Annotated in this window: 16 protein-coding genes; 7 read left to right on the top strand and 9 right to left on the bottom strand. The window is 37.8% G+C overall.

The window, feature by feature from the left end; genetic code table 11:
- Window positions 1-45 precede the first annotated feature (45 nt).
- Both ppx and J7R12_RS05765 read right to left on the bottom strand, forming a co-directional pair.
- Window positions 46-1,557 (bottom strand): exopolyphosphatase, encoded by a 1,512-nt coding sequence (ppx, locus tag J7R12_RS05770; protein ID WP_126603456.1) that lies wholly within the window; start codon window positions 1,555-1,557, stop codon window positions 46-48.
- Window positions 1,558-1,563: 6 nt separating this feature from the next.
- Window positions 1,564-3,744, bottom strand: coding sequence for an RNA degradosome polyphosphate kinase (locus tag J7R12_RS05765; RefSeq protein ID WP_126603457.1), 2,181 nt, complete (start codon window positions 3,742-3,744; stop codon window positions 1,564-1,566).
- Window positions 3,745-4,065: 321 nt separating this feature from the next.
- Between J7R12_RS05765 and J7R12_RS05760 the strand changes: the two genes are divergently transcribed.
- Both J7R12_RS05760 and J7R12_RS05755 read left to right on the top strand, forming a co-directional pair.
- The gene (locus J7R12_RS05760; RefSeq protein WP_004862006.1) at window positions 4,066-4,314 is read left to right on the top strand and encodes a zinc-finger domain-containing protein; all 249 of its coding nucleotides are present in this window, start codon (window positions 4,066-4,068) and stop codon (window positions 4,312-4,314) included.
- Window positions 4,315-4,349: 35 nt separating this feature from the next.
- Window positions 4,350-5,588 carry an FAD-binding protein gene (locus tag J7R12_RS05755; RefSeq protein ID WP_126603458.1) on the top strand — a complete coding sequence of 413 codons (1,239 nt, stop codon included), beginning with the start codon at window positions 4,350-4,352 and terminating at the stop codon, window positions 5,586-5,588.
- A 145-nt stretch (window positions 5,589-5,733) separates the two neighbouring features.
- Here the strand turns inward: J7R12_RS05755 and dnaE are convergent, their stop codons facing one another.
- On the bottom strand, window positions 5,734-9,222 hold the full coding sequence (gene dnaE, locus J7R12_RS05750) for a DNA polymerase III subunit alpha (RefSeq protein ID WP_126603459.1): 3,489 nt from the start codon (window positions 9,220-9,222) through the stop codon (window positions 5,734-5,736).
- 392 nt (window positions 9,223-9,614) lie between these two features.
- Here dnaE and recG point away from each other — a divergent pair, with 392 nt between their 5' ends.
- The gene (gene recG / locus J7R12_RS05745; protein WP_126603460.1) at window positions 9,615-11,723 is read left to right on the top strand and encodes an ATP-dependent DNA helicase RecG; all 2,109 of its coding nucleotides are present in this window, start codon (window positions 9,615-9,617) and stop codon (window positions 11,721-11,723) included.
- Between the two features lie 110 nt (window positions 11,724-11,833).
- Here the strand turns inward: recG and glmS are convergent, their stop codons facing one another.
- The 5 genes from glmS to J7R12_RS05720 all read right to left on the bottom strand — a co-directional run bounded on the left by glmS (window position 11,834) and on the right by J7R12_RS05720 (window position 17,393).
- The gene (gene glmS, locus J7R12_RS05740) at window positions 11,834-13,657 is read right to left on the bottom strand and encodes a glutamine--fructose-6-phosphate transaminase (isomerizing) (RefSeq protein WP_126603461.1); all 1,824 of its coding nucleotides are present in this window, start codon (window positions 13,655-13,657) and stop codon (window positions 11,834-11,836) included.
- Between the two features lie 171 nt (window positions 13,658-13,828).
- Window positions 13,829-15,178: a bifunctional UDP-N-acetylglucosamine diphosphorylase/glucosamine-1-phosphate N-acetyltransferase GlmU gene (glmU, locus tag J7R12_RS05735; protein WP_126603462.1), complete on the bottom strand. Its 1,350-nt coding sequence runs from the start codon at window positions 15,176-15,178 to the stop codon at window positions 13,829-13,831.
- Between the two features lie 14 nt (window positions 15,179-15,192).
- Window positions 15,193-15,981: a cytochrome c biogenesis CcdA family protein gene (locus J7R12_RS05730; RefSeq protein WP_126603463.1), complete on the bottom strand. Its 789-nt coding sequence runs from the start codon at window positions 15,979-15,981 to the stop codon at window positions 15,193-15,195.
- Between the two features lie 46 nt (window positions 15,982-16,027).
- Entirely contained in the window at window positions 16,028-17,008 is a 981-nt protein-coding gene (locus J7R12_RS05725; protein WP_234924843.1) for a carboxypeptidase regulatory-like domain-containing protein, read from the bottom strand.
- Window positions 17,009-17,069: 61 nt separating this feature from the next.
- A complete protein-coding gene (locus J7R12_RS05720; RefSeq protein ID WP_126603465.1) occupies window positions 17,070-17,393 on the bottom strand; it encodes a HesB/IscA family protein in 324 nt (107 codons plus the stop codon).
- A gap of 113 nt (window positions 17,394-17,506) precedes the next feature.
- On the opposite strand from J7R12_RS05720, the gene J7R12_RS05715 reads away from it, so the two are divergent.
- The 3 genes from J7R12_RS05715 to J7R12_RS05705 all read left to right on the top strand — a co-directional run bounded on the left by J7R12_RS05715 (window position 17,507) and on the right by J7R12_RS05705 (window position 23,122).
- Window positions 17,507-18,709: a deoxyguanosinetriphosphate triphosphohydrolase gene (locus J7R12_RS05715; protein ID WP_126603466.1), complete on the top strand. Its 1,203-nt coding sequence runs from the start codon at window positions 17,507-17,509 to the stop codon at window positions 18,707-18,709.
- A gap of 30 nt (window positions 18,710-18,739) precedes the next feature.
- Window positions 18,740-20,497 carry an arginine--tRNA ligase gene (gene argS / locus J7R12_RS05710; RefSeq protein WP_126603467.1) on the top strand — a complete coding sequence of 586 codons (1,758 nt, stop codon included), beginning with the start codon at window positions 18,740-18,742 and terminating at the stop codon, window positions 20,495-20,497.
- Between the two features lie 150 nt (window positions 20,498-20,647).
- On the top strand, window positions 20,648-23,122 hold the full coding sequence (locus tag J7R12_RS05705) for an SPOR domain-containing protein (protein ID WP_126603468.1): 2,475 nt from the start codon (window positions 20,648-20,650) through the stop codon (window positions 23,120-23,122).
- Between the two features lie 168 nt (window positions 23,123-23,290).
- Here J7R12_RS05705 and J7R12_RS05700 read toward each other — a convergent pair whose 3' ends face one another.
- Window positions 23,291-23,584 (bottom strand): hypothetical protein, encoded by a 294-nt coding sequence (locus tag J7R12_RS05700; protein ID WP_126603469.1) that lies wholly within the window; start codon window positions 23,582-23,584, stop codon window positions 23,291-23,293.
- A gap of 301 nt (window positions 23,585-23,885) precedes the next feature.
- Here J7R12_RS05700 and J7R12_RS05695 point away from each other — a divergent pair, with 301 nt between their 5' ends.
- On the top strand, window positions 23,886-24,992 hold the full coding sequence (locus J7R12_RS05695) for a branched-chain amino acid aminotransferase (protein ID WP_126603470.1): 1,107 nt from the start codon (window positions 23,886-23,888) through the stop codon (window positions 24,990-24,992).
- Window positions 24,993-25,056: the final 64 nt, after the last annotated feature.

Raw genomic sequence — 25,056 nt, 5'->3', positions numbered from 1 at the left:
GATGATGCTGCAGAGCAATCAAAACCCGTAATAATACAGTAAAAATCAGGATGTTTCAAAAGAAAGAGACAGTTTTACTATTTTTGATAATTTCTTTAATCGCGCGAGAGGACGTTCTCCTAATAAATCAGTATAACACCTCGGAATGTGCAAAACAACATGATCTGTTTTTTTATGCCACGATAAATGGGGTAAAATGCCTGCAGTAGAAGCACTAAAAAGGTGAGCAATCCGCATAGTTTCACCGAGAATGCGTGCTTTCTCAATTATGTTCCTCGTTGCTAATTGAAAAATAGGAAGAGATTCTTCATCAACGAGTAAACTTGTATTACGAAAAAAAACAGCGAGCGCAGCATAAACACGTCCCTCATGAGAAATTCCCGGATAAGATCCCAGAGCTATCTGATGTGCCGCTTCATTTCCCCGATAATCTGGATGGATACGCCAACCAATATCCGCAAGAAGACAGGCAGCCTTACGGTAACGACATTCATCTTCAGTCTCTGAAATTCCAAAAACCTCAAAAGCATTGGTAGTAAAATTAATGAGTTCTTCTGCCTGCTTTGGTGAACGCGCCCGTAGAATTGCCATTTCAGTACATGCTGCAATGAGAGGATCTGAAAGACGAATCTCTTGCGGCAACCGTGAATAAAGAAAACCTTCACGCACTCCTGCGCCAGAAAAGATAATCTTTTCAAATCTCATACATTGAATAAGCTCAATAAGAACAATCGCCCCATAAGATAACAACTGACGGCGATTTTTTGAAACAGCTGAAATTCCTTTCATATTATCGATACTGTCACGCACGACAAAACGCAGGAAATCTTCCATTTCAACTGCATCAACTTCATAGCCATGCATAACAGGTAACCGATAATGTTTGGTTGCCATATGGAGTTTTGCCAAATTACGCCAAGTTCCGCCTACTGCATAAAAACAACGTGCCATGCTTTTACGAATGACAGCAGATTTACTAAAATGCTCATGAGCAATTTTTGTAGCAACAGCAATATCATTATTGGACATATACTGTAGCTGTAAACCACCTAAAGGCAGAGTTATCCCCTCACCCACATGAGAGTGATCAATATCAATAAGTTCGAGGCTTCCACCACCAAGATCTCCAGAGATCCCCTTTGGCTGGTAAAAAGTAGAAATAACTCCATATGCTGAATAAAGTGCCTCTTCAGTTCCTGAAAGAAGATCTATTTTATTTTGCAAGACATTTTCGGCATTTTGAATAAATTCTAATCCATTTTTTGCTTCTCGTGCTGCGGCTGTTGCTATTGTATAGACGTCATCTGCTCCAATCTGCTGACAAAGCGTACGAAACCGTTTCAGTGTTCGCAATGCCATTTGCATTGATTTCTCTTCTAAAAAACCAGTTTTTGCAACACCTTGACCAAGACCACAGAGAACTTTTTCATTAAATAAAACTGTTGGTGAACGAACAAGGCCCTCATAAATAACAAGCCGAACAGAGTTTGAGCCAATATCGATCACAGCAACAGGCTTACATCCTTTTAGCCGACCCTGAGCATCTCTATATGTCATTGGATTTCAGTCTTTATGTATTTCGGCTCGCTGCCGATACAACGCAACCAAACGTGAAGCAGAAGACTCAAAAGATTTTTCCCATCCACAAAGACCTGCTTTGGCCATAAAATACTCCTGCGCATTAAACGGTTTTTCACCTCTTTGCGGTGTTATACGCCTTGATGTCCCATCATTTAGTATATCAAAGCTTTGTTGATTATCAATAATATTAGCCAGCATTATTTGTAAAAGAATCTGCTTACGAACTGTTTTATCCAAAACTGGAATCAATATTTCAATCCGATGATCCAAATTACGAGGCATCATGTCAGCCGATCCTAAATAAACAACAGCGTTCTCATTCGGCAAATCTTGACCATTACCAAAACAAAAAATACGACTATGTTCAAGAAAACGCCCTACAATCGATTTTGCACGAATATTATCTGAAATTCTTGGCATATGGGGACGCAAACAACATATGCCACGCACCACCAAATCGACCTGCACCCCCGCTTGACTAGCACGATATAAAGCATCAATAATTTCCGGATCAACCAATGCATTCACTTTCATCCAAATAGCAGCAAACCGTCCCTGTTTTGCATTGGTAATTTCTTCTTCAATGTGTTTCAAAATACGACTACGCAATGTTAAGGGTGAAAAAGCAATCTTCATTGTTTCATTTGGGGGTTCATATTGAGCAATATAATTGAACAACAACGCAACATCATGACCGATATCATCATCAGTGGTAAAAAAAGAAAGATCGGTATAAACTTTAGCATTAACTGGATGATAATTTCCAGTTCCAAGATGAATGTAAGAGCAAAGACGTTTTCCTTCACGCCTTACAATGAGTGACATTTTAGCATGTGTTTTTAAAGCAATAAAACCAAAAAAAACGCGCACACCTGCACGCTCAAGATCACGCGCCCAACGAATATTAGCTTCCTCATCAAAACGTGCTTTAAGCTCTACCAAAGCAGTAACCACTTTTCCTTGTTCAGCAGCCTCAATCAAAGCACTAACAATAGGGCTATCATTCGATGTACGATAAAGAGTTTGTTTGATTTCCACAACATCAGGATCACGAGCCGCTTGACGTAAAAATTGCACAACAACATCAAACGATTCATAAGGATGATGAATCACGATATCATTTTTACGAATAGCCGCAAAACAATCACCATCATGCTCACATATACATTTAGGAAAACGAGGATTATAGGGAATAAATTTTAAATCATCACGTGGAATAGACACAATCTCTGACAGCATATTAAGTGCCAAGAATCCATCGAGAACACTGATACAATTATCAGGAACAGAAAGACCTTTTGTTATAAATTGACGTAAATTTTTGGGCATTTTTGCGTCAAATTCAATGCGAATAACCTGCCCGCGACGGCGCTTTTTAAGAGCCGTTTCAAAAAAATGAACAAGGTCTTCTGCTTCTTCTTCTACTTCAATATCACTATCACGAATCACCCTAAATGTACCAATTCCATCAATTTTAAAATCAGGAAATACATAACGCATAAAAAGGCTCATAACATCTTCAGACGCAATAAAACGAAAATTATTGCCTTCTTGAGGAAGAAGAATAAAACGCTTTAAAGTTGTTGGAACAGGTAGCACAACTATGAATGAGTTTTGATCAGCACATCGAGATAATTGAAGAGCAAGTGAAAGCCCTAAATTAGGAACGAATGGAAAAGAATGTGTAGAATCAACAGATAAAGGTTTTAGAACAGGATAAATTATATCAAGAAAATATCTTTCAAGCCATGATTTTTTAATTTCAGAAAGCCCCTCAGGACAAATAATTTCAATATCATTCTGTTTTAATTCATGACGTAAAACGCTCAACTCTTGTAGTTGGCGCACCTGCAAATGTGAAGTCTCAGCTAACACAAAATCAAGTTGCTCCTGCGGTGTACGCCCATCCGCACTACACACTGTAACCTTATCACGAATTTGAGCAGCAAGACCAGCAACACGAACCATAAAAAACTCATCAAGATTAGCTGCTGAAATCGAAAGAAATTGTAGCCGTTCTAGTAAAGGATGTTTTGGATTAGCAGCTTCCATCAACACACGCGTATTAAATTGTAGCCATGAAAATTCTCTATTAACAAACCGCATCGGATTTTTCATTGTTATATCCGATAGAGAAATCTGATCTGTCACCCTCTGTTTCATAGACTCTCGCTAAGCTTCCTTTTTATCCTCTAAAATTCTTATGGATAAATATCTCATAAAACGCTTTATGATCTGTTACCGTAATAAGAACATATCAATGAATAAACTTTCTTATTTATATGCATTTTACTATTTAAAAACGCTTGGAACTCTTTCCCCTACCAAGTGCTCAAAACACGATAATGGGTCTTTATAACAAAAAGAACTTTGGTTTATCTTAAAAAGCTCCTTGCATTATTATAAGCTTTATTACAAACTCATGTATAGAAAAGAGAAGATCCAAATCATACCTGATTTAAGCAATTTATTCGGAGCTTGTTCATGGCCGATCACAACATTCCCCATTTCCAGAATGATCTTGGATATAAAACCATCGAAATTGGTGTAAAAGAATTTATGTGCGTAGGTGCCACACAACCATTCGATCATCCCCATATTTTTATCGATATGGGATCAATGGATGAAAAAATTTGTCCTTATTGTTCAACACTTTATCGCTATGTTCCCTCACTATCATACAATCAAACAAACCCCACAGGATGTTTATACCAGCCAAACAATTCATTATAGTGCATTCTCCGCTCTTTCAAATATGAAGGAAACGCATGGATCAATCACCAATCATTGTTGGAGGAGGTATTGCTGGTTTAAGTACTGCTCTGGCTCTCGCCCATAAAGGAATTGCAACGACACTTATCGAAAAGTGTACACAGCTTGGTGTTGTAGGTGCTGGTATTCAGCTTACCCCCAATGCAACCCGTATCCTTGCACATTGGGGAGTTCTGAGCAAGCTTCTTGAAAGGGGGACAACACCACATTTTCTTGAGTTGAGAGATGGAATTTCTTTAAAAGTGCGACTGCGTGCTAATCTCATCAATTTATCGGACAAAAATTGGAGTGCTCCGTATATCACGATTCATCGCGCAGACTTACAAAAAGTTTTATACAACACTGTCATGGAAAATCCTTTGGTCAAATATAAAATAAGCGAAGCTGTTGTATCCTCTACCCAAACGGCTCCTAATAGCATTCATATAAAAACAAGAAAGACAGATACATCAACTGAAGCACAACAACATCAGTTTTATTCAACACCACTTCTTATCGGCTGTGATGGTGTTTGGTCCACATTACGGCAATTAGCTCCTTTTCATGAAAGAGCAAGTTTCAGTGGCTTTATTGCTTGGCGTGCAACAACAGAATTTGATAATCTCCCTAGAAGCTTTTGTTCTTTATTACAAAATGTGAAGACAATTACCGCTTGGATGGGGCCCCAAAACCATCTTGTTGTCTATCCCATTCAATCATCAGCAAACCTGTTTAATTTTGTCGCCATTACGCATGGAAAAATTTCAAAAAAAGGATGGGCACACAAAGGAAATAAAGAAAATTTGAAATCTCTTTTTAAAGGTTGGAATCCGCAAATTTTGCAAGTCTTTGACCATATCGATGAATGGACCTATTGGCCCCTCTTTCAAATGAAACAGAACCGTTTTTTAGGCTTAGAAAGACAAGTATTTGTTGGGGACTGTGCGCACGCAGCCTTACCCTTTGCAGCGCAAGGTGCTGCTATGGCAATCGAAGATGCTGCTACATTAGCAGAAGTACTCTCGCTTAAAGACCTTTCATTAATGAAAGCTCTTTCGCTTTACGAAAAAATACGCATGCCCAGAATTATAGCAGTAAAAAAACGTGGAGACTTTAATAAAATAGCTTATCATGCAACCGGTCCTCTAGCAATTGCACGCAATTTCGTCATGAAAATTCGCACACCAGAGAATATCATGTCTAGCCTTAATTGGCTTTATATGTATGATGCTATGAACTTAACAGAAATAAAATGAGATGTCTTTTTGATTTCGTTACATAAGAAATGCATCATAGCGCAATAAAACCTTTTTAAAACTTACAATCCAATTCAAAGAAAAGTTTTAAGCCCCTGATAAAAGAATACCCTTCAAAACAAGCCGTTACTTCATAACTCTTGCTTTAAACCAATTCCACATTAACAACACCTTGTATCGCTTTCATAGCACTCGCCACACGTGAATTAACCTTGTATCGCTTTGGAAGCGTAATTTCAACTTCGCGCAATCCATCCTCTTGAATGAGAATAAGTCCTACTTCCCCATTTCCACCAAGATTTAGATTCTGCTCAATTTGCGGAAGCATATCAACTGTTTTGATAAAAAGGCGCATCATTTTATGATGTTGTAAGTCCTCATTTTCCAAAGATTGAACGGTCTCAAGTCGCAAACTAATGCCCTCAGAGCGATTTTCTGCACTCACTGTAATAATAAAAGATTTCCCTGGTTCTAGTATATCCTCATAATCCGAAAGTCCCTCGGAAAAGAGAACTGTCTCATACTGACCACTGGTATCAGAAAAATGAATAATCCCCATTTTCTTGCCAGATTTTGTTTTACGCACTTGTTTTGCTACGACAGTTCCAGCAAGCCTAGCAGCTTCTGCACCTCCTTTGACAGCATTAGCAAAATTGATCCAAGTTTGTACGCGTTTTTTAGCAAGAATATCTTGATACTCATCCAGAGGATGAGCAGAAAAGTAAAAACCTATTACTTGAAACTCTCGATAAAGTTTTTCATCTGGTAACCAAGGAGTTGTTTGCGATAAAATCAAAGGTTCTTTTAACCCACCCGTCATCCCAAATATATCAATCTGTCCACTAGAATGATTATCAAGAATACGAAGTGCACGTGCTTGAAGAGTTCCAAGACTTTCCAATAAAATCTCACGTGCAATATGAAAGCAATCAAAGGCGCCAGCACAAATCAAACTTTCCATTGCACGCTTATTAACAATACGGGGATCAATACGCTCACAAAAATCTTCTATATCCTTAAAAGGTTTATTTCCTCGGCAAGCTACAATATGATCAACGACCGCTTCCCCCACACCTTTAATGGCAGCAAGAGAATAATAAATACAGTTATCACCAACCTCAAAAACACGATGTGATGTTTGCACACAAGGTGCAATCACTTTAATACCCAGTCTTAATGCTTCACGCCGAAACTCATTTAATTTATCCGTATTTGTCATATCATACGTCATTGAAGCGGCTAAAAACTCAACTGGATGATGTGCTTTCATATAAGCTGTTTGGTAAGAAACAATTGCATAAGCAGCGGCATGCGATTTATTAAAACCATAATCTGCAAATTTTGCTAAAAGATCAAAAATAATATCAGCTTGCCCCTTATCAACACCGCCAGCAACAGCTCCCTCTACAAAACGCGTACGTTGTTGTTGCATTTCTTTATGAATTTTTTTGCCCATAGCCCTACGCAATAAATCCGCCTCTCCAAGCGAGTAACCAGCAAGCACTTGAGCAATTTGCATGACCTGTTCTTGATACACAATAACACCTTGTGTCTCTTGAATCAGATGATCTATCTTCGGATGAATAGAAGCAATTTCTTCTTCCCCATGTTTGCGCGCGTTATAGGTTGGAATATTCTCCATTGGACCAGGACGATAAAGCGCCACAAGAGCAATAATATCTTCAATACGATCTGGCTTCATCCCAATCAATGCCTTACGCATACCGGAACTTTCCACTTGAAACACGCCAACCGTTTCACCACGTGCCATCATAGCATAGGTCTCTTCATCATTCAGAGAGATATTCGACAAATCTATTTGAATACCTTTTCGTGAGACAAAATCTACCGCCATTTTCAAAACAGTAAGCGTTTTTAATCCAAGAAAATCAAATTTTACCAGCCCAGCCTGTTCAACATATTTCATGTTAAATTGTGTAACAGGCATATCAGAACGAGGATCACGATACATAGGAACAAGCTCTGAAAGCGGACGATCACCAATAACAATCCCTGCTGCATGCGTCGATGCATGACGATAAAGTCCCTCCAACTGAAGTGCTATATCTAACATGCGTCCCACAACCGAATCTTTTTTCTTTTCTTCCTCAAATTTAGGCTCATCTTTGATAGCATCAGCCAATTCAACTTGGCTCCCAGGTGTAGCAGGAACTAATTTTGTAAGATAATCCACTTGACGATAAGGGACTTCTAAAACACGCCCAACATCACGCAGCACCGCACGTGCCTGTAACTTACCAAATGTAATAATTTGTGCAACTTGATCACGTCCATATTTTTTTTGAACATATTGAATAACTTCTTCACGCCGCTCTTGACAAAAATCAATATCAAAATCTGGCATAGAAACACGATCTGGATTCAGAAAACGTTCAAAGAGAAGAGAAAAACGCAATGGATCAACATCGGTAATAGTCAAAGCATAAGCAACAAGTGAACCAGCACCAGAACCACGTCCCGGTCCAACAGGGATATCATGCGCCTTCGCCCATTTTATGAAATCTGAAACGATAAGAAAGTAGCCAGAAAATTGCATACGCGTAATAATGGAAACTTCATAGTCAAGCCGCTGTTCATAATCTGCAACAGTATATCCTTCGGCCAATCCAATTGTCTCAAGGCGCATTTTTAAACCCGCCTTGGCTTGATTTAATAATTCACGATCTTCTACTTCTAAAGCAAAGTTTGAATCAACAGACTGCTCTATAAAACGAGGCAAAATTGGTTTTCGAATGGGTGTAGCCGTATGACAACGCAAGGCAATTTCAACACTATTCTCCAGAGCTTCTGGAAGATCAGAAAACAGTGTAACCATTTCATCTTGTGACTTCAAATAATGATCCGGTGTTACACGTTTACGATCTGGATTAGAGACAATTTGTCCTTCTGCAACCGCCATCAATGCATCATGTGCTTCATAGCCTTCCCTCTTCAGAAAAAAAGCGTCATTGGTGGCAACAAGAGGAATTTCATGTGCGTAAGCCAACTCAATAAGTGCAGCTTCTACTTGTCGATCAAAAGAGCCATGCCGCTGTAATTCCACATAAAGACGATCACCAAAAAGATTTTTTAAAGAAATTAAACGTTCAACAGCACGTTTTTTTCTCCCCTCTGCCAAAGAAAAATTAAGTGGGCCTCCCTTACCACCTGTTAAAGCGATGATTCCTTCACTGTGTGACGATAGCCAATCAACTTTGATATGAGGAGGATCAGTATCACACTTATCAAGATAGGCACGACTAACAAGACGAACCAAATGAGCATAACCGATCTCACTAGCCGCTAACAAAACAAGAGAACACAAATCAGAAGGATGGTGCCATTTAGCAAAACGCGAATTATCATTTTCATCACCAAAATCAATGGTAAGCTGACAGCCAATAATAGGCTGTATCCCATGCGAAAAACAATATTGTGAAAACTCCAACGCACCAAATAAATTATTCGTATCAGTGATAGCAACTGCTGGCGTTTGATCCGAAATCGCATGTTGAATAATTTGCGGAATTTTTAAAGCCCCTTCAAGCAGCGAATAAGCAGAGTGCACTCTCAAATGAATAAAGCGAGGAAGAGATTTTTGTATCTCTCGTATTGTATTTTTATCTTCTGCCACTCTCAAATTTCCCACTGCAAAATAAATACCAAATTGCAATCCTTATTTGTCTTAATAATAAGAAAATACTCTAAATGATTACGCCCTTAAATCGATAAACACATCACTCTGCATATGAGCCAAGACATTCCAGTTTTATTGATATTTACCGAAGACTTCCATGAAGAAAATATCTCTATTCACAGCAAATAAACACACAAAAACAAAAAAGAGAACATGATAGAATTTACGGATACTCTATTCTTGTACTCTTTTTATTATCTACCTTTAAATATTGAATTTTTTTCTTAAAATGCAAAGTATAAAGAAAGAAAGTTTCACATATATAACTTATCCCCAAAAAGCTCTTTTAAAACACTAGAAAAAATGAAAAGAGCAGGCTAAATTTCCTTATGCCTCCAAGCCTTATTACACCTCTTTTTAATTCTATCCGCACTCTTTCTGGGGTTACACCGAAGGTCTATGGCTTACTAACCAAAGTTTTAAACATTAATCCAATACAACGTGACGCGACCCTTATTGATCTGCTACAGTTAATGCCCCATTCCGTTATAGACCGTAGAATGCGTCCCAGCATTGCCTGCACACAAGAAGGAAGCACCACGACTCTGGAAATTGTTATTGATCAGCATCAACCACCACCCGTTGGCCGTAACCGTTTACCCTATCGGGTTATTGCACATGATCCAACAGGAAAAATAAATTTAGTTTTTTTTCATGCCCAAAATTCTTGGCTTAAAAAACAACTACCGGAAGGAAAAAAGGTTATTGTATCAGGAAAAGTTGAACTGTTTAACGATCAACTTTCAATGGTACATCCTGATCATATCGCACCAAGCGAACAACCAAATCAGATTCCCTTCATTGAACCCATTTACCCCTCTACCGCCGGATTATCCGGAAAAACACTAAGACGTGCAATACAAAACGCCCTAGATTACATTCCTCTCTTACCAGAATGGATAGAAGAAAGCGTCAAAAAGCAGCACAATTTTTCTTCTTTTTCTGTTGCTTTACGCCGCATCCATGCCCCCGTAGACCCCGATGATTTAACCTTAGAAAGTACAGCACGCAAACGTCTTGCCTATGATGAATTACTCGCTTCTCAATTAGCTCTTGGCCTAATGCGTTTAAAAACCAAATCTCTTTCTGGCACTTCTCAACCCTCAACAGGAACTTACACTCAAAAATTGCTGAAAGCCCTCCCCTTTCAACTTACAACTGGACAAACAAAAGCAATACAAGATATTGCAAATGATCTTGCTTCACCAGAACCAATGCTAAGACTTCTCCAAGGTGATGTAGGAGCAGGAAAAACTGTTGTTGCACTCATGGCAATGGCACAAGTTGCTGAAAATTTAGGACAATCCGCTTTAATGGCTCCTACAGAAGTTCTTGCCAAGCAACACTTTGCTACAATTGCGCCTCTTGCTGAAAGGATCGGGCTTCAAACGGTTCTTTTAACAGGACGAGAAAAAGGAAAATCACGCACAAATATTTTAAATGACATTTTATCAGGCCAAGCTTCTCTTATTATCGGAACTCATGCTCTTATACAAAATACCGTCACCTATCATAATCTTACTTTAGCTATTATCGATGAACAACATCGTTTCGGTGTGCATCAACGCCTTGCCCTTACAGCAAAAGGCCATAAACCTGATATGCTGGTAATGACCGCTACCCCTATTCCACGCACACTCGTCTTGACAGCTTTTGGTGATATGGATGTTTCTAAAATTACTGAAAAACCCATAGGACGACAACCAATTACAACAGCAACACTTTCTTTAAAACGTATTGATGAACTCATAAAACGCATTGCTGTTGCCTTAGAAAAAGGAGAAAAACTTTATTGGATTTGTCCTTTAGTAGAAGAATCATCAACTCTTGATCTCACTTCCATTGAGAGTCGTTTTGCTATTCTCCATGAACGATTTGGAGCACGTGTTGGTATGATACATGGAAAAATGTCTACGGTTGAAAAAGAAGCTGCCATGGCATCTTTTAAATATGGAGATATCTGTATCTTAGTTGCAACCACGGTTATTGAAGTCGGAGTGGACATTCCTGATGCTTCTATCATCATCATAGAACATGCGGAACATTTTGGTCTTTCACAATTGCACCAATTGCGTGGACGTGTTGGACGGGGAGAAAAAAAATCCTCCTGTATTTTACTCTACAAAGATCCACTCACAAAAAGTGCTGCAGAACGTCTTAATATCATACGTAATACAGAGGATGGCTTTAAAATTGCAGAAGAAGACTGGCGCCTGCGAGGAGAAGGGGAGCTTCTAGGGACACGTCAATCTGGTATGCCTGAGTTCCACATAGCAAATCTTGCAGTACATAGTGATCTTTTATCAATGGCAAGAAAAGATGCACGTTTATTTTTGCAACGTGATCCTACCCTTTCTTCAGAACGAGGAAAAACGCTCCGTTTGCTCCTTTATCTTTTCGGACGTGACGATGCTGCACGTCTAGTACGCGCAGGATGATAATAAAAAAGCAATCAAATAAAAATGAAAAGCTTCACAAGATACTATTATAAAAATTCTTTTATAAATTTTTATCTCTTATTATTTTTCAACAAAACCCTCGAAAAATTTTACTCAACAGTAACTGATTTTGCCAAATTACGGGGCTGATCAACATCTGTTCCCAATAAAACAGCTGTATGATACGCAATTAATTGAATGGGTAAAGCATAAATAATGGGGGTAATCAATTCTGGCATATCTGGCAAAATAACAGTTGATAAGGTGTCAAAATGAACTGCTTCTGCCCCTTTTTTATTAGTGATTAAAATAATACGACCATTGCGTGCTGCCACTTCTTGCATATTAGAAAAAGTTTTTTCAAACCACCGATCATAAGGTGCTACAACAATCACTGGGATTGTTTCATCCACCAGTGCAATCGGCCCATGTTTTAACTCTCCTGCGGCATAACCTTCAGCATGAATATAAGAAAGCTCTTTCAATTTAAGTGCTCCCTCCAAAGCAATGGGGTAAGAAGTTCCACGTCCGAGATAAAGAACACTTTTTACATTTACGAGATGACGACAAATCCGTTCAATCTTATCATCTAACTTTAGAACCTCGTTTAAAATCCGCGGCACTTCTGCTAATTGTTGAACAAATTGATGTTCTGCCTTCTCTGCAAGAGACCCACGTTGCTTAGCAGCACTAAGCGCCATTGCAGCAAGCGTTGCCAACTGACAAGTAAAAGCTTTTGTTGAGGCAACACCAATTTCTGGACCTGCTAATGTTGGGAGAATAAAATCAGCTTCTCTTGCCATTGTCGATTGTTCAACATTCACAATTGTCGCTGTTTTCACACCATTCTCACGACAATAACGCAAAGATGCCAATGTATCAGCTGTTTCACCAGATTGAGAAACAAATATCGGCAAGACATCAGCTGTTATAGGTGGTTCACGATAACGAAATTCAGAAGCCACATCATTATCAACACTTAAAGCAGCAAAACTCTCAAACCAATAACGTGCAACTAAAGTTGAATAATAAGCTGTTCCACAGCTTGCAAAAAGTATCCGATTAACATTTTTCCAATCAATAAAATTCTCAAATGAGCGAACCGTATAATTTCCAAGATCAAGATAATGCGCTAAATTATGAGAAATCACTTCAGGCTGTTCAAACATCTCCTTGTGCATGAAATGACGATGATTCCCTTTAGAAACCAATAAAACTCCTTCAAACAATGTTGTAATAGGACGTTTTACCAATTTGTTATTGGTATCGTAAATTGTTACAGCTTCCCGTGTCAGAACAGCCAAATCACCATCTTCCATATAACTGATACGGTCTGTAAATGAAGCTAAAGCGATGGCATCCGATCCTACAAAAAATTCATCTTTTCCATAACCAATCGCCAAAGGTGGACCAGAACGAACAGCAATCATAAGGTTATCTTCACCTTCAAAAATAACAGCAATAGCAAAGGCGCCTTGCAATCTTTTCCAACTTGTGCGCATTGCTTCTTGCGGAGAAAGACCATTTTTTAGTGCACGCGTAATTAAATGTGCAATAACCTCTGTATCCGTCTCTGTTTCAAAGATATAACCATCTTCAATGAGTTCCTTTTGCAATTCTACAAAATTTTCAATAATACCATTATGAACAATCGCAAGCCGTTCCGTTACATGAGGATGAGCGTTCCGTTCCACAGCAACTCCGTGCGTAGCCCAGCGCGTATGACCAATTCCTAAATTTCCTTCTAGAGGTTTCTTTTTTAACTTTTCTTCTAAGTGAATGAGTTTTCCTTCAGCACGCATACGGTAAAGGCGTCCATTATGTACTGTCGCTATACCAGATGAATCATAGCCTCTATACTCAAGACGCCTCAAGCCATCAACCAAAGAGGATGTAACACACTTATTTCCGAGAATTCCGATAATTCCGCACATTAAAAGCTCCAACCCACATCCTAAATTTAGAGTATTCCATAAAACAATCCAATAAGCCTTTATTCAAAACCTTAAATCATCACATAACTCAAATATGTAACATGACAATACTTAAAAATAAGCCTCCCAATTGTGAGATTACCATAAAGTAAAAAAATAAACTCAATCTGATCACTTTTTCTGTTTTTTTGCTGACAAACGTGTACGCAATCTTGCTGCACAATCCTCTTTTATGACCTGTCGTGCACGCCCAAAAGCTATACTGTTTATAGGGACATTTTCAGTGATAACACTTCCTGAAGCAATATAAGAACTTTTTCCAATAATTAAGGGAGCAATAAGTGCTGAATTAGAACCAATAAAGGCATTATCGCCAATCTGAGTTTTATATTTGTGAAACCCATCATAATTGCAAGTGATCGTACCAGCTCCAATATTACTCCCTGTACCAATTTCTGCATCGCCAATATAACTTAAATGATTAATTTTAGTAGCCTCTCCTACTTTTGCTTGTTTAATTTCACAAAAGTTCCCAACCTTTACGGATCGTGCTAACTCTGTTCCAGGACGCAAACGTGCATAAGGACCAATCTGCGCATTCGCACCAACCACCGCTCCTTCTAGATAACTAAATGCATGAATCACTGCACCAGAATGTACTTTTACTCCCAGCCCAAAATAAACATTTGGCTCAATGACGACATCTGGTTCAATTTCTGTATCATAAGAAAAATAAACAGTTTCTGGTTTAAGAATCGTAACACCAGACAATATGAGAGCGTGTGCTTTGCGCTTTTGCCACACAGCATCAGCATCAGAAAGCTCCAAACAGTTATTAATCCCTATAACATTATCAAAAGGTACTTCAACGACTCGAACATCCAATCCTTCACGTGCCGCAATAGAAACAATATCCGTTAAATAATATTCTTGTTTCAAATTATGATTATCAACCTTCTCTAAAAGAGAAAGTGCATGCTTTCCATTAATGGCCATTATTCCACCATTACAAAAAGAAATTTTTCTCTCTTCATCACTTGCATCTTTTTCTTCTACAATCGCGATAACTTTACCATTTTTCTCAAGAAGACGCCCATAACCTGTTGGATCTGAAGCATAAAAACCAGCAACAACAACATCAACTCCCTCAGCAAGCTGCGCACGAATCTTCAGCAATGAATCTTGCTCAATCAAAGGCGTGTCACCAAAAACAATAAGAACATCATCCGTCCCTTTTTGCAAAGCTGGACGCGCACAAAGAGCAGCATGAGCCGTTCCTAAACGTTCTTTTTGTTCAAAAATCATTGCATTTTTTACAAATGATTGAACAATTTCAGTGACATCTTCAGCACCAAACCCCACAACAACTGCTAATTGTGAAATGCCTGCCAATTCTATTTGTTTGAGAACATGGCATATAAGAGGTAATCCAGCAATTTTATGCAGTACTTTAGGAAGAGACGACTTCATACGCGTCCCCTCACCCCCTGCAAGAACAATAGAAAGACAATTTCTAACCATAAAAACACATAAAACTAACGAGAAAATCCAAAAAAACTGACAATATCATGCCAACGAATAGTTTCAATATCACTCAACAAAGGATATTTTTCCAAAAGCCAAAAGGAAAGATTCTGCATAGAGCCTGTTAAAAATAAAATACCTGTAACCACCAAAAAAATACCAATAATTTTTTCAACTTTTCCTAAATGAATACGAAAAGCACCTAAAAATCTCATAAAATTACTTGAAAATAAAGCTGCTAACACAAAAGGCACACCAAGACCCAACGCATAAATCCCTAAAAGGAGTGCTCCCTCACCTACAGTTTCTTTTGTTCCGGCAAGAGTTATAACAGGTCCTAAAATCGGACCAATACAAGGTGTCCAACCAAATGCAAAAGCTAAACCAATAACATAGGCTCCTAAAAGACCAGTAGGCATTTTATGCGTTTGAAAACGCGCTTCACGAAACAAAAAAGCAATTTTGAAAAGACCCAGAAAATTTAAACCAAAAATAATAATGGTAATTCCAGCAGCAATTGCAAACCAATCACGATAATAACCAATGAACTTGCCAACTGTACTCGCACTCGCACCTAAAGCAACAAAAATGGTTGTAAAACCCAGCACAAAAGCAATAACAGAAGATAACAGCCCCCGCCGTATAAATACTTTTCCCTCATGCTTTTGGGAACGCAAATCATCAATACCAATACCTGCCATATAACACAAATAAGGAGGGACTAAAGGCAAAACACACGGTGATAAAAAAGACAAAGCACCAGCAAAAAACACACCAACTGTTGAAATTTCTATAACCAAAACGCTCTATCCACTTTCAATGATGATTTATGTTGCTTCATAAGCATCAATCCATTTCCTCATCAATTTGTTGCATATTTTGTGTATCTGCAACCACACTTATATCTTCATCATGGCCAGAAACAACTGAAAAAACTTTTTGATAAATTTTATCTTTATTTTTAGCAATCGCAATATACTCCCCCTCAGCTAACACGAGTGAAGCATAAGCACCAACTGTTTCATAAATGATATCACCAGAATCATTGGTAAGAGACCAACTTGTATCTGCCAGTGCTTCTCCTCCTTCTTGCCGAACCAATTTTAAGACAATTTGAGCGGCCTGATGTTCAAGAGTTACCTCGGTAATTTTACCTGAATCTACTTGGATATCGGAACGAACAACAGCATTAATGGAACCATAATGAGAAGCAACATGATAATTACCAGGTTTCAAACGCACAATTGACTGAGGTTTAATATTGGATAAAATCACACCAGTATCATCATTTTCTTTTTCATCTTCATAGATAGTAAAACGCAATTCCTTTTCATTGATCATACCGTTTAACAGTATACCATTTAAAATAACACCACCAGCATCAAGATTAATTTTTTTAACAAGTCTCTGCCCACTTTCTAAAGTTACATGACTCATCGCACTCACATGACCAAATGAGACATGTATAAGATAACTTCCTGGATCTAGAGCAAAACGTGCGCTTCCCCCCTCATAAGTTTCAGCCAATGGTAATTTATTATCAATCCCTAGGATAGGTGTATAAACTCGCCATACGAGCCCTTTCATAATATTTTCATTGCTGTTTGTTAACTGAGCATGCAAGATAAGTTGGGGTTTAGAAATTAAATTTTCTTTTTCAGAATCTTTTTCCAAATCTTGAGAGTATGAAGGAAAACTTGTTGATTGTTTTTGGTGATCATCCTGCTCCCTCCCTTCTTGAGAAAAGACACAATGATTCCAAATCAATAAGATAAGCGCCACACATAACCACAACCACCGGCGCAATATTTTTGTAAGAATACCCATTTTCACATTGTTGTCCAAAGTGATCATTTTTTCAAGAAACAATATCACTAAAGCCATCACTCTAAATTGAAAAACTCACACCGCAACCACATGATGAGACAGCATTAGGATTATGAATTTGAAAAGACTGTCCCATAAGATCATCAACAAAATCAATCTCAGCCCCTTCCATGAAGGGAAGCGATAATGAATCAATAAAGACAATTGCCCCATCTTTTTTTAAAACGAGGTCATCTTCATTCATTACAGAAACCAAACTGTATTTATAAGAAAAACCAGAACACCCGCCGCCTTCAACGGAAATACGTAACCCTATTTTATCAGGTTCACTCAAAAGTATCTGAGCAATCCGCTTAGCAGCAACATCTGAAATATTCACGCCCATTTTATATATCCTTGCATTAAACTATCAAGAAAGAGTATCCCAATAAAAGAGAAGTTTATTATTAAATAAAATATAAGCCTCTCTCAATTTAGGATGATAATGGACAGCTTGCAATGGACATAAACAATATCAATTTTAATTACCACTCTCGAGCGCCCTATAGTGCCAATCCACAAACAAGCCGTGGTAGATTATTCCATGAAACAATGAGTCCTATACAATCACCTTTTCAACGAGATAGAGACCGTATTATTCATTCTAATGCATTCCGACGCCTTAAACATAAAACGCAAGTCTTTATTGCTGATGAGAGTGATCATTATCGTACGCGACTAACGCATTCAATAGAAGTTTCTCAAATTGCACGCACATTAGCCCGTGCGCTCTATCTTGATGAAGATCTTGCTGAAGCCATTGCCCTTGTTCACGACTTTGGGCACACACCTTTCGGCCACGCGGGAGAAGATGCCCTTAATGAAGCAATGGTACATTATGGTGGTTTTGACCATAATGCACAAGCATTACGCATTGTCACGAAGCTAGAACAACGCTATGCAAATTTTGATGGGCTTAACCTTACTTGGGAAACGCTCGAAGGCCTTGTAAAACATAACGGTCCCCTTTTCGGTCCTTATGCGAACAAAAAAGAGGTCCCGATCGATATTCTACAATATAATGCAAAGCAAGATCTTGAGCTCAATTGTTTTTCTGGACTAGAAGCACAATGCGCGGCTATTGCGGATGATATCGCTTATAATGCTCATGATATTGATGATGGTTTACGTTCACAATTTTTAACAATTGATCAATTCGAACAGGTTTCGCTCACCGCAGCATTATTAGAAGATATAAAAAAAGAATATCCACAACTTGATCAAACTCGGCGCGGCTACGAACTCGTGCGCAAACAGATAACAATCATGGTTGAGGATGTTATCAAACAATCACAAAAAAATTTGCTACACATTGCACCAACAAGCATAAACGATATTCACCAAGCAAAACAAACCATTGTGAGCTTTTCTCCTGCAATGGCAGTTTACGAAAAAGAACTAAAAGATTTTCTCTTTAAAAATCTTTATTACCATGAACAAGTTCTCAATCGTCGTAATGCAGCAAAATGCATTGTACAAAAATTATTCGACTGTTATCATCAGAATCCGGATCTCATGCCTGAAAATTGGTATAGCAAAACAACGCACCTAACAAATCAACAGTTAGCGCGTCTCATTGCTGACTTTTTGTCAGGTATGACTGATCACTATGCTCTACGCGAATATCAGCGTTTATTTGACCATACAGATAATTTCGTTTAATTGCTTTTGAATATATAATGGAAATTGAATATGAATGTCTTTAAAAACTTCGAGAAGATAATTAAAAAAACACTCGAATTATCTGGTATCAAAGGAAAAAATGGAGAAGATCTAGATTTATCAAAAATTACCGTTGATCCCCCCCGTGATTCTTCACATGGCCATTTATCAACTAACGCTGCTATGGTACTTGCAAAGTTTATAGGGCTTAATCCACGTGAGCTTGCAGAGAAGATCATAGAACTTCTCAAAGATGAGCCCTTTATAGACTGTATTCATGTTGCTGGACCTGGATTTATCAACATCACGCTTACAAAACTATTTTGGCAAAATGCTATAAAATCCATGCTTGAATTAGGCGTCTCTTATGGTCGTATTCCGATGGGACAAGGAAAACGTATCAATGTTGAGTATGTATCAGCGAATCCAACAGGACCAATGCATGTAGGACATTGCCGAGGAGCTGTTGTTGGAGATGTTCTCTCTAATTTGTTGCAATTCGTCGGATACAATATTACGAAAGAATACTACATTAATGATGCTGGAAAACAAATCGACGTACTTGCCCACTCCGTATTGTTACGCTACCGTGAAGCTCTCGGCCAAAAAATTAATACAATTCCAGAAGGACTATACCCAGGTGAATACCTGATACCATTGGGCAAAGCGCTTGTTCAAGAATTTGCTGACCAATTACTCACTATGGATAAAGATGAAGTTTTATCTATCGTAAAAGAGCGGGCAATTCATGCCATGATGTCAATGATTCGAAAAGATTTGGCAGCTCTTAATATTTATCATGATATCTTTTTCTCTGAGCGGATGCTTTATGCAGATAATGCGCGTGCTATTCGTAATACAATTAATGATCTCACTTTAAGTGGTTATATCTACAAAGGAAAGCTCCCCCCCCCAAAAGGGCAAAATACAGAAGACTGGGAAGCAAGCGAACAAACTTTGTTCCGCTCAACGGATGTTGGAGATGACCAAGACCGTGTTTTAGTTAAATCTGACGGTTCTTATACTTATTTTGCTGCCGATGTTGCTTATTTTCGTGATAAATTTAATCGTCATTTTGATGAAATGATTTATATTCTAGGTGCTGATCATGCTGGTTATGTAAAACGATTAGAAGCCATGGCAAAAGCAATTTCTGGCGATAAAGCCAAATTGAGTGTTTTCTTATGTCAACTTGTAAAGCTCTTTCGCAACGGTCAACCTGTACGCATGTCGAAAAGAGCAGGATCATTTGTGACTCTACGGGATGTTGTAGAAGAAGTTGGCCGTGATCCAGTACGTTTTATGATGCTATACCGCAAGTGTGAAGCACCACTTGATTTCGATTTTGCCAAAGTAACAGAGCAATCAAAAGATAACCCCATCTTTTACGTACAATATGCAAATGCACGTTGTCACTCTGTTTTTCGTCAAGCACAAGAAGCCCTACATATTGAAAATCTTTCAAATGATACAATGATTGCGTACCTCAACCGATTAACAGACGATAATGAAATATCCTTAATACGCAAACTTTGTGAATACCCACGTATCATTGAACAAGCCGTAATTCATAAAGAGCCACATCGATTGGCATTTTATCTCTATGACCTTGCTTCCAGCTTTCATGCTCATTGGAATAAAGGGAGCGATAATCTTGCTTTACGTTTCATCCAGCCTGATGATAAAGACCTCACACTTGCCAGATTGGGCTTAGTACAAGCTATCATGAATATTTTATCATCAGGGCTTACAATTGTAGGAGTCGAAGCACCGACAGAAATGCGTTGAAAAAGTTCTATAAATACATAAAATAGGTAGTTTGTTGATATTTTTCATATATCCTTGTCGCAAAAGGGGGAAATTTGTAATTTTTAAATACAACAAATTTAAATTAACCATTTATTGCATGCAGATGCAAATCATCATGTGAGAAAAGCTATGAGCGATAACGATCGCAAAAATTCGCGCGAAATAAAACAAGATCATGAACATAATGATCCTTTAGAGAGGCTTACGCGCATTTTTAATCCGAATAAACAAAGCGGACATCAAAATGATCAATCTTCTTTACAGACTGATCAATCGATACCTCACGCTCCTAAAGCTTCATCCTATGAAGATGACTTTGATTTGTCCTTTCTAGAAGCAGAGTTTGAAAATAATTTAACAAATGACTTGCCAAATGAACCAACATCAAATGCTGGACCGACAGCTTTTTTTAACAAACTAGGACAAAACAACTTTTCGTCTGAAGAGCTACACTCTTCAGCTCTGAATCATGATGAAGAGCAAATTTTAGACGAACTTTCTCCATTACCTATCCCAAAGAATCAATCATCTCAAAAGAAAACTCCCCCCATCAGTGCTGATCCTTTTTTTGAAAAAAGTAATTTTAGCGCACAATCAGAAAATTTCTTTTTCGATGAAGCGGATAAACACGATAATAGAGAGATCACACCAGAACCCCTTGAAAAAGAAACTAGCCGTTTTGCACAAACAATCTCGCAACAAAGAAATACTCCTATACAACAAAAATATGATGACAATCAAAGCTTTCACGACACTTCCATAAACCACCCATATAAAGTTTCAGCCGATCAAGAGAATTGGGCTACAGAATATTACAATAATGTCTCCTCCTCTACGGATACGAACATATTTTCCTCATCTTCTGACCTTATTCTAGAGAAAAAAGATATCGCAAAAAATGAAACAGTAAGTGGCTTTCCATCATCTTTCAATTCAACACAAATGGACAGCCAGTCTTCTTTAGAAGGCGTTTCACAGGAGCGTTATACTGCCGATTATCCCCAGTTTTATGAAGAAGAATCCGCAAAACAAGAAGCTTATGCTGGAACAACTCCAGAATACGCTGATGCTCAAAACCAATATATCAACAGCGCTGAAAACAACTCCAAACAAAATAATAAAGAAATGTCGTATCAAAATAATTTAAATGATATGCACGCCTCATCAGCCCCCCTTAGCACAAAACAAAGAGAAAGCTTTTTTGCTCATAACTATACGCACAGGGATACTCCTCCTCCTCCAAATGTTGATACTTATAAATTTGCAGAGGAAATCGTAGAAAAAACTGGACCCATTATGGTTCCTGAAGTCCCGTATGAAGCCCCAGAATATGATGTACCAACTGATGATTTGAAAGAAGAATTTGCTGATATATTCAATGTAGGAAATGTTTCAGCAGAAAATTTTTCGCGGCAACAACAAAGTGAAGTCTTAAATGAAATCTTTCATCAAACCATGGGATTTCCAAAAGAAGATGCATATACAAATTCACAAGATCAAAATGCCAACTATGTTCCCACCAACAATATAGAGTACAATTCGTCCTTTTCTACAGAGAATGCATTATACAAAGGTATAGATGAAATCCCCACGCATGCATCACCTCCTCCTCCCGTAAAAAGTTCTCTTGTTGGTAAAACGCTTACTAAAACTATTGTTCTTTTCATCTTAATAACGATGGGTTTCTTCAGTTATTCTCATTTCTTTATGCCATCACAAAAAAATGGAAATGTGCCCATTATCCACGCTGACAATACACCTTTCAAATTTAAACAAGAAACAACAGAAACAAAGAATGACGTTGCACATAATTTAGATATTTATAAACAAACAACTGAACAAAATGAAAAACAAGAAAATACACAGCAATCGCTTATTGATAATTCTGAACAACCTGAAAACTTAACAGAATTAAACCAACAAGAATCTACAAGCTTTTCATCCTCTTCTCTTCAGAAATCTGATGTTGAAGATGCCGTAACAGAAGCTATCAATCACACCATTCCAACACGAGAAGTGCAAACTGTTATTGTAAACCAAGATGGCACCGTTGTACTGGCACCAATGCATCAAACAGAGAGAAAAACTACTGACGAGCCCGAAGAAACAACTGATCAAACCACTGGAGATCAATCTCAAGATTTTTCGCCTATTTCTTCTCAGGATTCCGATATAAATAATAAAGAAACAGAACATAATTTCACGAGTGCTATTGATAAAATAATAGCTGAAAGCACTTCTCCCTCTAAGATTGAAGGAAAAGTTATACCTCTTCCTTCATATGCAGAAAGAAATTCAGAACGACAACGGCATGCTGATTCTCGCACCACTTCACCAAACCGAGTAGTCACACAAAATGCAGAAAGTTATTACGTACAGCTTGCATCCCAACCAACCCATGCACTAGCCAAAGATTCTTTGAAAAACATAAAGTCTAGATTTGGATTCCTTATTGGCACTCGTCCTTTAAATATTCAATCTGCACTCATACCAGGTAAAGGGACCTATTATCGTGTTCGTATACAGACGCAAAATCGGAATGACGCTGTAAGCCTTTGTGAAGATATCAAAAGCTCTGGGGGAAATTGCTTTATCACACGCTAAATAAATCATGCAGCAGCTTTAATAACAACTGCATGATTTATTTTAATACCGATGATTTGCTTTATTGATTAATTTCAGGAATTAAAATCACCTCAAGTTTTTTAGATTATATATTTGAAAAAACTTTATACCTTAATCTATGCCTCATGAAATTTTTTATCTGAGGAATTATTCATGGGGAAAAGAGGACGTTGTATGTTTATAGATATAAGGTATTTGGGATGTCGAATTTAAATCTTTTTTCGGACTTGTTATCGTTTGATTTGATTCTGTAGGACTATAATGTGATATATGTTCAGGTTTTTTTTCAAAAAAAGATCCTAAAAAGCCAAAAACAAACCAAATAATAAAAACTCCAAGAAGAATAGCAAGGATACCTCTACCAATTGAATTAAGCTGTTCACGCTCTTTCTTTTCTGTCGCTATACGTTTTTCATATGTATGGTAATTTCTATCAATCATAGTGAATTCCTTTTCTCAATTCCCCTACCTTTAAGTTACAAAATATACATATATGAAATTATTCAGATACTTACTTTTGGAAAACGATAAATATTACTAAAGGTTCCGAATAACTTGATAAAATTGAGAAAAAGAAGCATAAAAACAAAAATATCTCTTAAAAGTCTTTTCTTTTAATTCTATACAAAAACATTGACATGAATGTTTTGCTAAAAATAAAAAAAAGTTGTAATAAAAGTATCTTATTTTTCTTATAATAAAAGCTACACAGAAATAAAGCATACCCTAAAAGGTCTTAGTTATGAAATCCCTTACATCATCGCTTCCGTTTAAAATAGAAAAACACCCATCACCTCTGCCAGATCAAAAACGTGAAGAAATTCTAAAAAGTCCTAGTTTTGGTCAATTTTTTACAGACCACATGTGTACCATCCAATGGACTGAAGATAAAGGTTGGCATAACGCTGTTATTTCTCAATACAAACCTTTAGAGATTAATCCAGCAAGTACCGTTTTGCATTATGCCCAAGAAATTTTTGAGGGTTTAAAAGCATATCTCGCAAAAGATGGGCGTATTTTGTTATTCCGCCCTGAAGCCAATGCACAACGTTTTATAGAATCAGCGAAGCGTTTAGCTATGCCGGAATTACCGAAGGAGATTTTTTTAGATGCAATTAATCAGTTGGTAAAAATTGATCAAAAATGGGTTTCAGGGCTTCCCAATGCGAGCCTCTACATACGTCCATTTATGTTTGGCAATGAAAGCTTTTTAGGCGTTCGCCCTTCTAAAGAATATCTTTTTTGTATCATAGCCTCTCCAGTTGAATCATATTTCAAAGGAGAAGAAAAATCTGTTAGCGTATGGATCGAAACAGATTATAGTCGTGCCGGTCCAGGAGGCACAGGCGCTGCCAAATGTGGTGGCAACTATGCAGCAGGCTTACTCGCACAAAATAGTGCAGTACAAAATGATTGTAGCCAAGTGCTTTTCCTTGATATGATTGAACATAAATGGATTGAAGAACTTGGCGGCATGAATGTTTGCTTTATTATGGCAAATAATACACTTGTGACACCTGCACTTAGCGGTACTATTCTTCCAGGAATAACACGTCATTCAATTTTACAATTGGCCCAACAAATGGGGTTAACAATAGAAGAACGTCCCTATTCTTTTGAATCGCTTAAAGAAGATGCACGAAGTGGGTATCTTAAGGAAGTCTTTGCTTGTGGTACAGCAGCTGTTATTACATCAATCGGCCGTTTCAAATACAAAGATGGCGAAGTCATTATCGGAAATGAAACCATTGGTGAAATTACAAGACAACTTCGCACACAACTGATTGACCTTCAAAAAGGCAATATAGAAGATAAAAATGGCTGGGTACACTCTGTCCAACTCTCATAACAATAAGAAGATACTTCTACAAATGACTCTGTCAATGCTTCCATGAAAACATCTCTTAGTGTTT

The organism is Bartonella vinsonii subsp. vinsonii, from assembly GCF_902825235.1.
GTDB lineage: Bacteria > Pseudomonadota > Alphaproteobacteria > Rhizobiales > Rhizobiaceae > Bartonella > Bartonella vinsonii.
This window is presented reverse-complemented; position numbering and strand designations above follow the sequence as displayed.

Excerpts from the sequence above, each read along its gene's own strand:
- J7R12_RS05725 (WP_234924843.1), bottom strand. The coding sequence starts at position 17,008 with ATGGGTATTCTTACAAAAATATTGCGCCGGTGGTTGTGGTTATGTGTG.
- ppx (WP_126603456.1), bottom strand. The coding sequence starts at position 1,557 with ATGACATATAGAGATGCTCAGGGTCGGCTAAAAGGATGTAAGCCTGTT.
- argS (WP_126603467.1), top strand. The coding sequence starts at position 18,740 with ATGAATGTCTTTAAAAACTTCGAGAAGATAATTAAAAAAACACTCGAA.
- J7R12_RS05720 (WP_126603465.1), bottom strand. The coding sequence starts at position 17,393 with ATGGGCGTGAATATTTCAGATGTTGCTGCTAAGCGGATTGCTCAGATA.
- glmS (WP_126603461.1), bottom strand. The coding sequence starts at position 13,657 with ATGTGCGGAATTATCGGAATTCTCGGAAATAAGTGTGTTACATCCTCT.
- glmU (WP_126603462.1), bottom strand. The coding sequence starts at position 15,178 with ATGGTTAGAAATTGTCTTTCTATTGTTCTTGCAGGGGGTGAGGGGACG.
- J7R12_RS05760 (WP_004862006.1), top strand. The coding sequence starts at position 4,066 with ATGGCCGATCACAACATTCCCCATTTCCAGAATGATCTTGGATATAAA.
- J7R12_RS05715 (WP_126603466.1), top strand. The coding sequence starts at position 17,507 with ATGGACATAAACAATATCAATTTTAATTACCACTCTCGAGCGCCCTAT.
- J7R12_RS05765 (WP_126603457.1), bottom strand. The coding sequence starts at position 3,744 with ATGAAACAGAGGGTGACAGATCAGATTTCTCTATCGGATATAACAATG.
- J7R12_RS05700 (WP_126603469.1), bottom strand. The coding sequence starts at position 23,584 with ATGATTGATAGAAATTACCATACATATGAAAAACGTATAGCGACAGAA.
- recG (WP_126603460.1), top strand. The coding sequence starts at position 9,615 with ATGCCTCCAAGCCTTATTACACCTCTTTTTAATTCTATCCGCACTCTT.
- J7R12_RS05695 (WP_126603470.1), top strand. The coding sequence starts at position 23,886 with ATGAAATCCCTTACATCATCGCTTCCGTTTAAAATAGAAAAACACCCA.
- J7R12_RS05705 (WP_126603468.1), top strand. The coding sequence starts at position 20,648 with ATGAGCGATAACGATCGCAAAAATTCGCGCGAAATAAAACAAGATCAT.
- J7R12_RS05755 (WP_126603458.1), top strand. The coding sequence starts at position 4,350 with ATGGATCAATCACCAATCATTGTTGGAGGAGGTATTGCTGGTTTAAGT.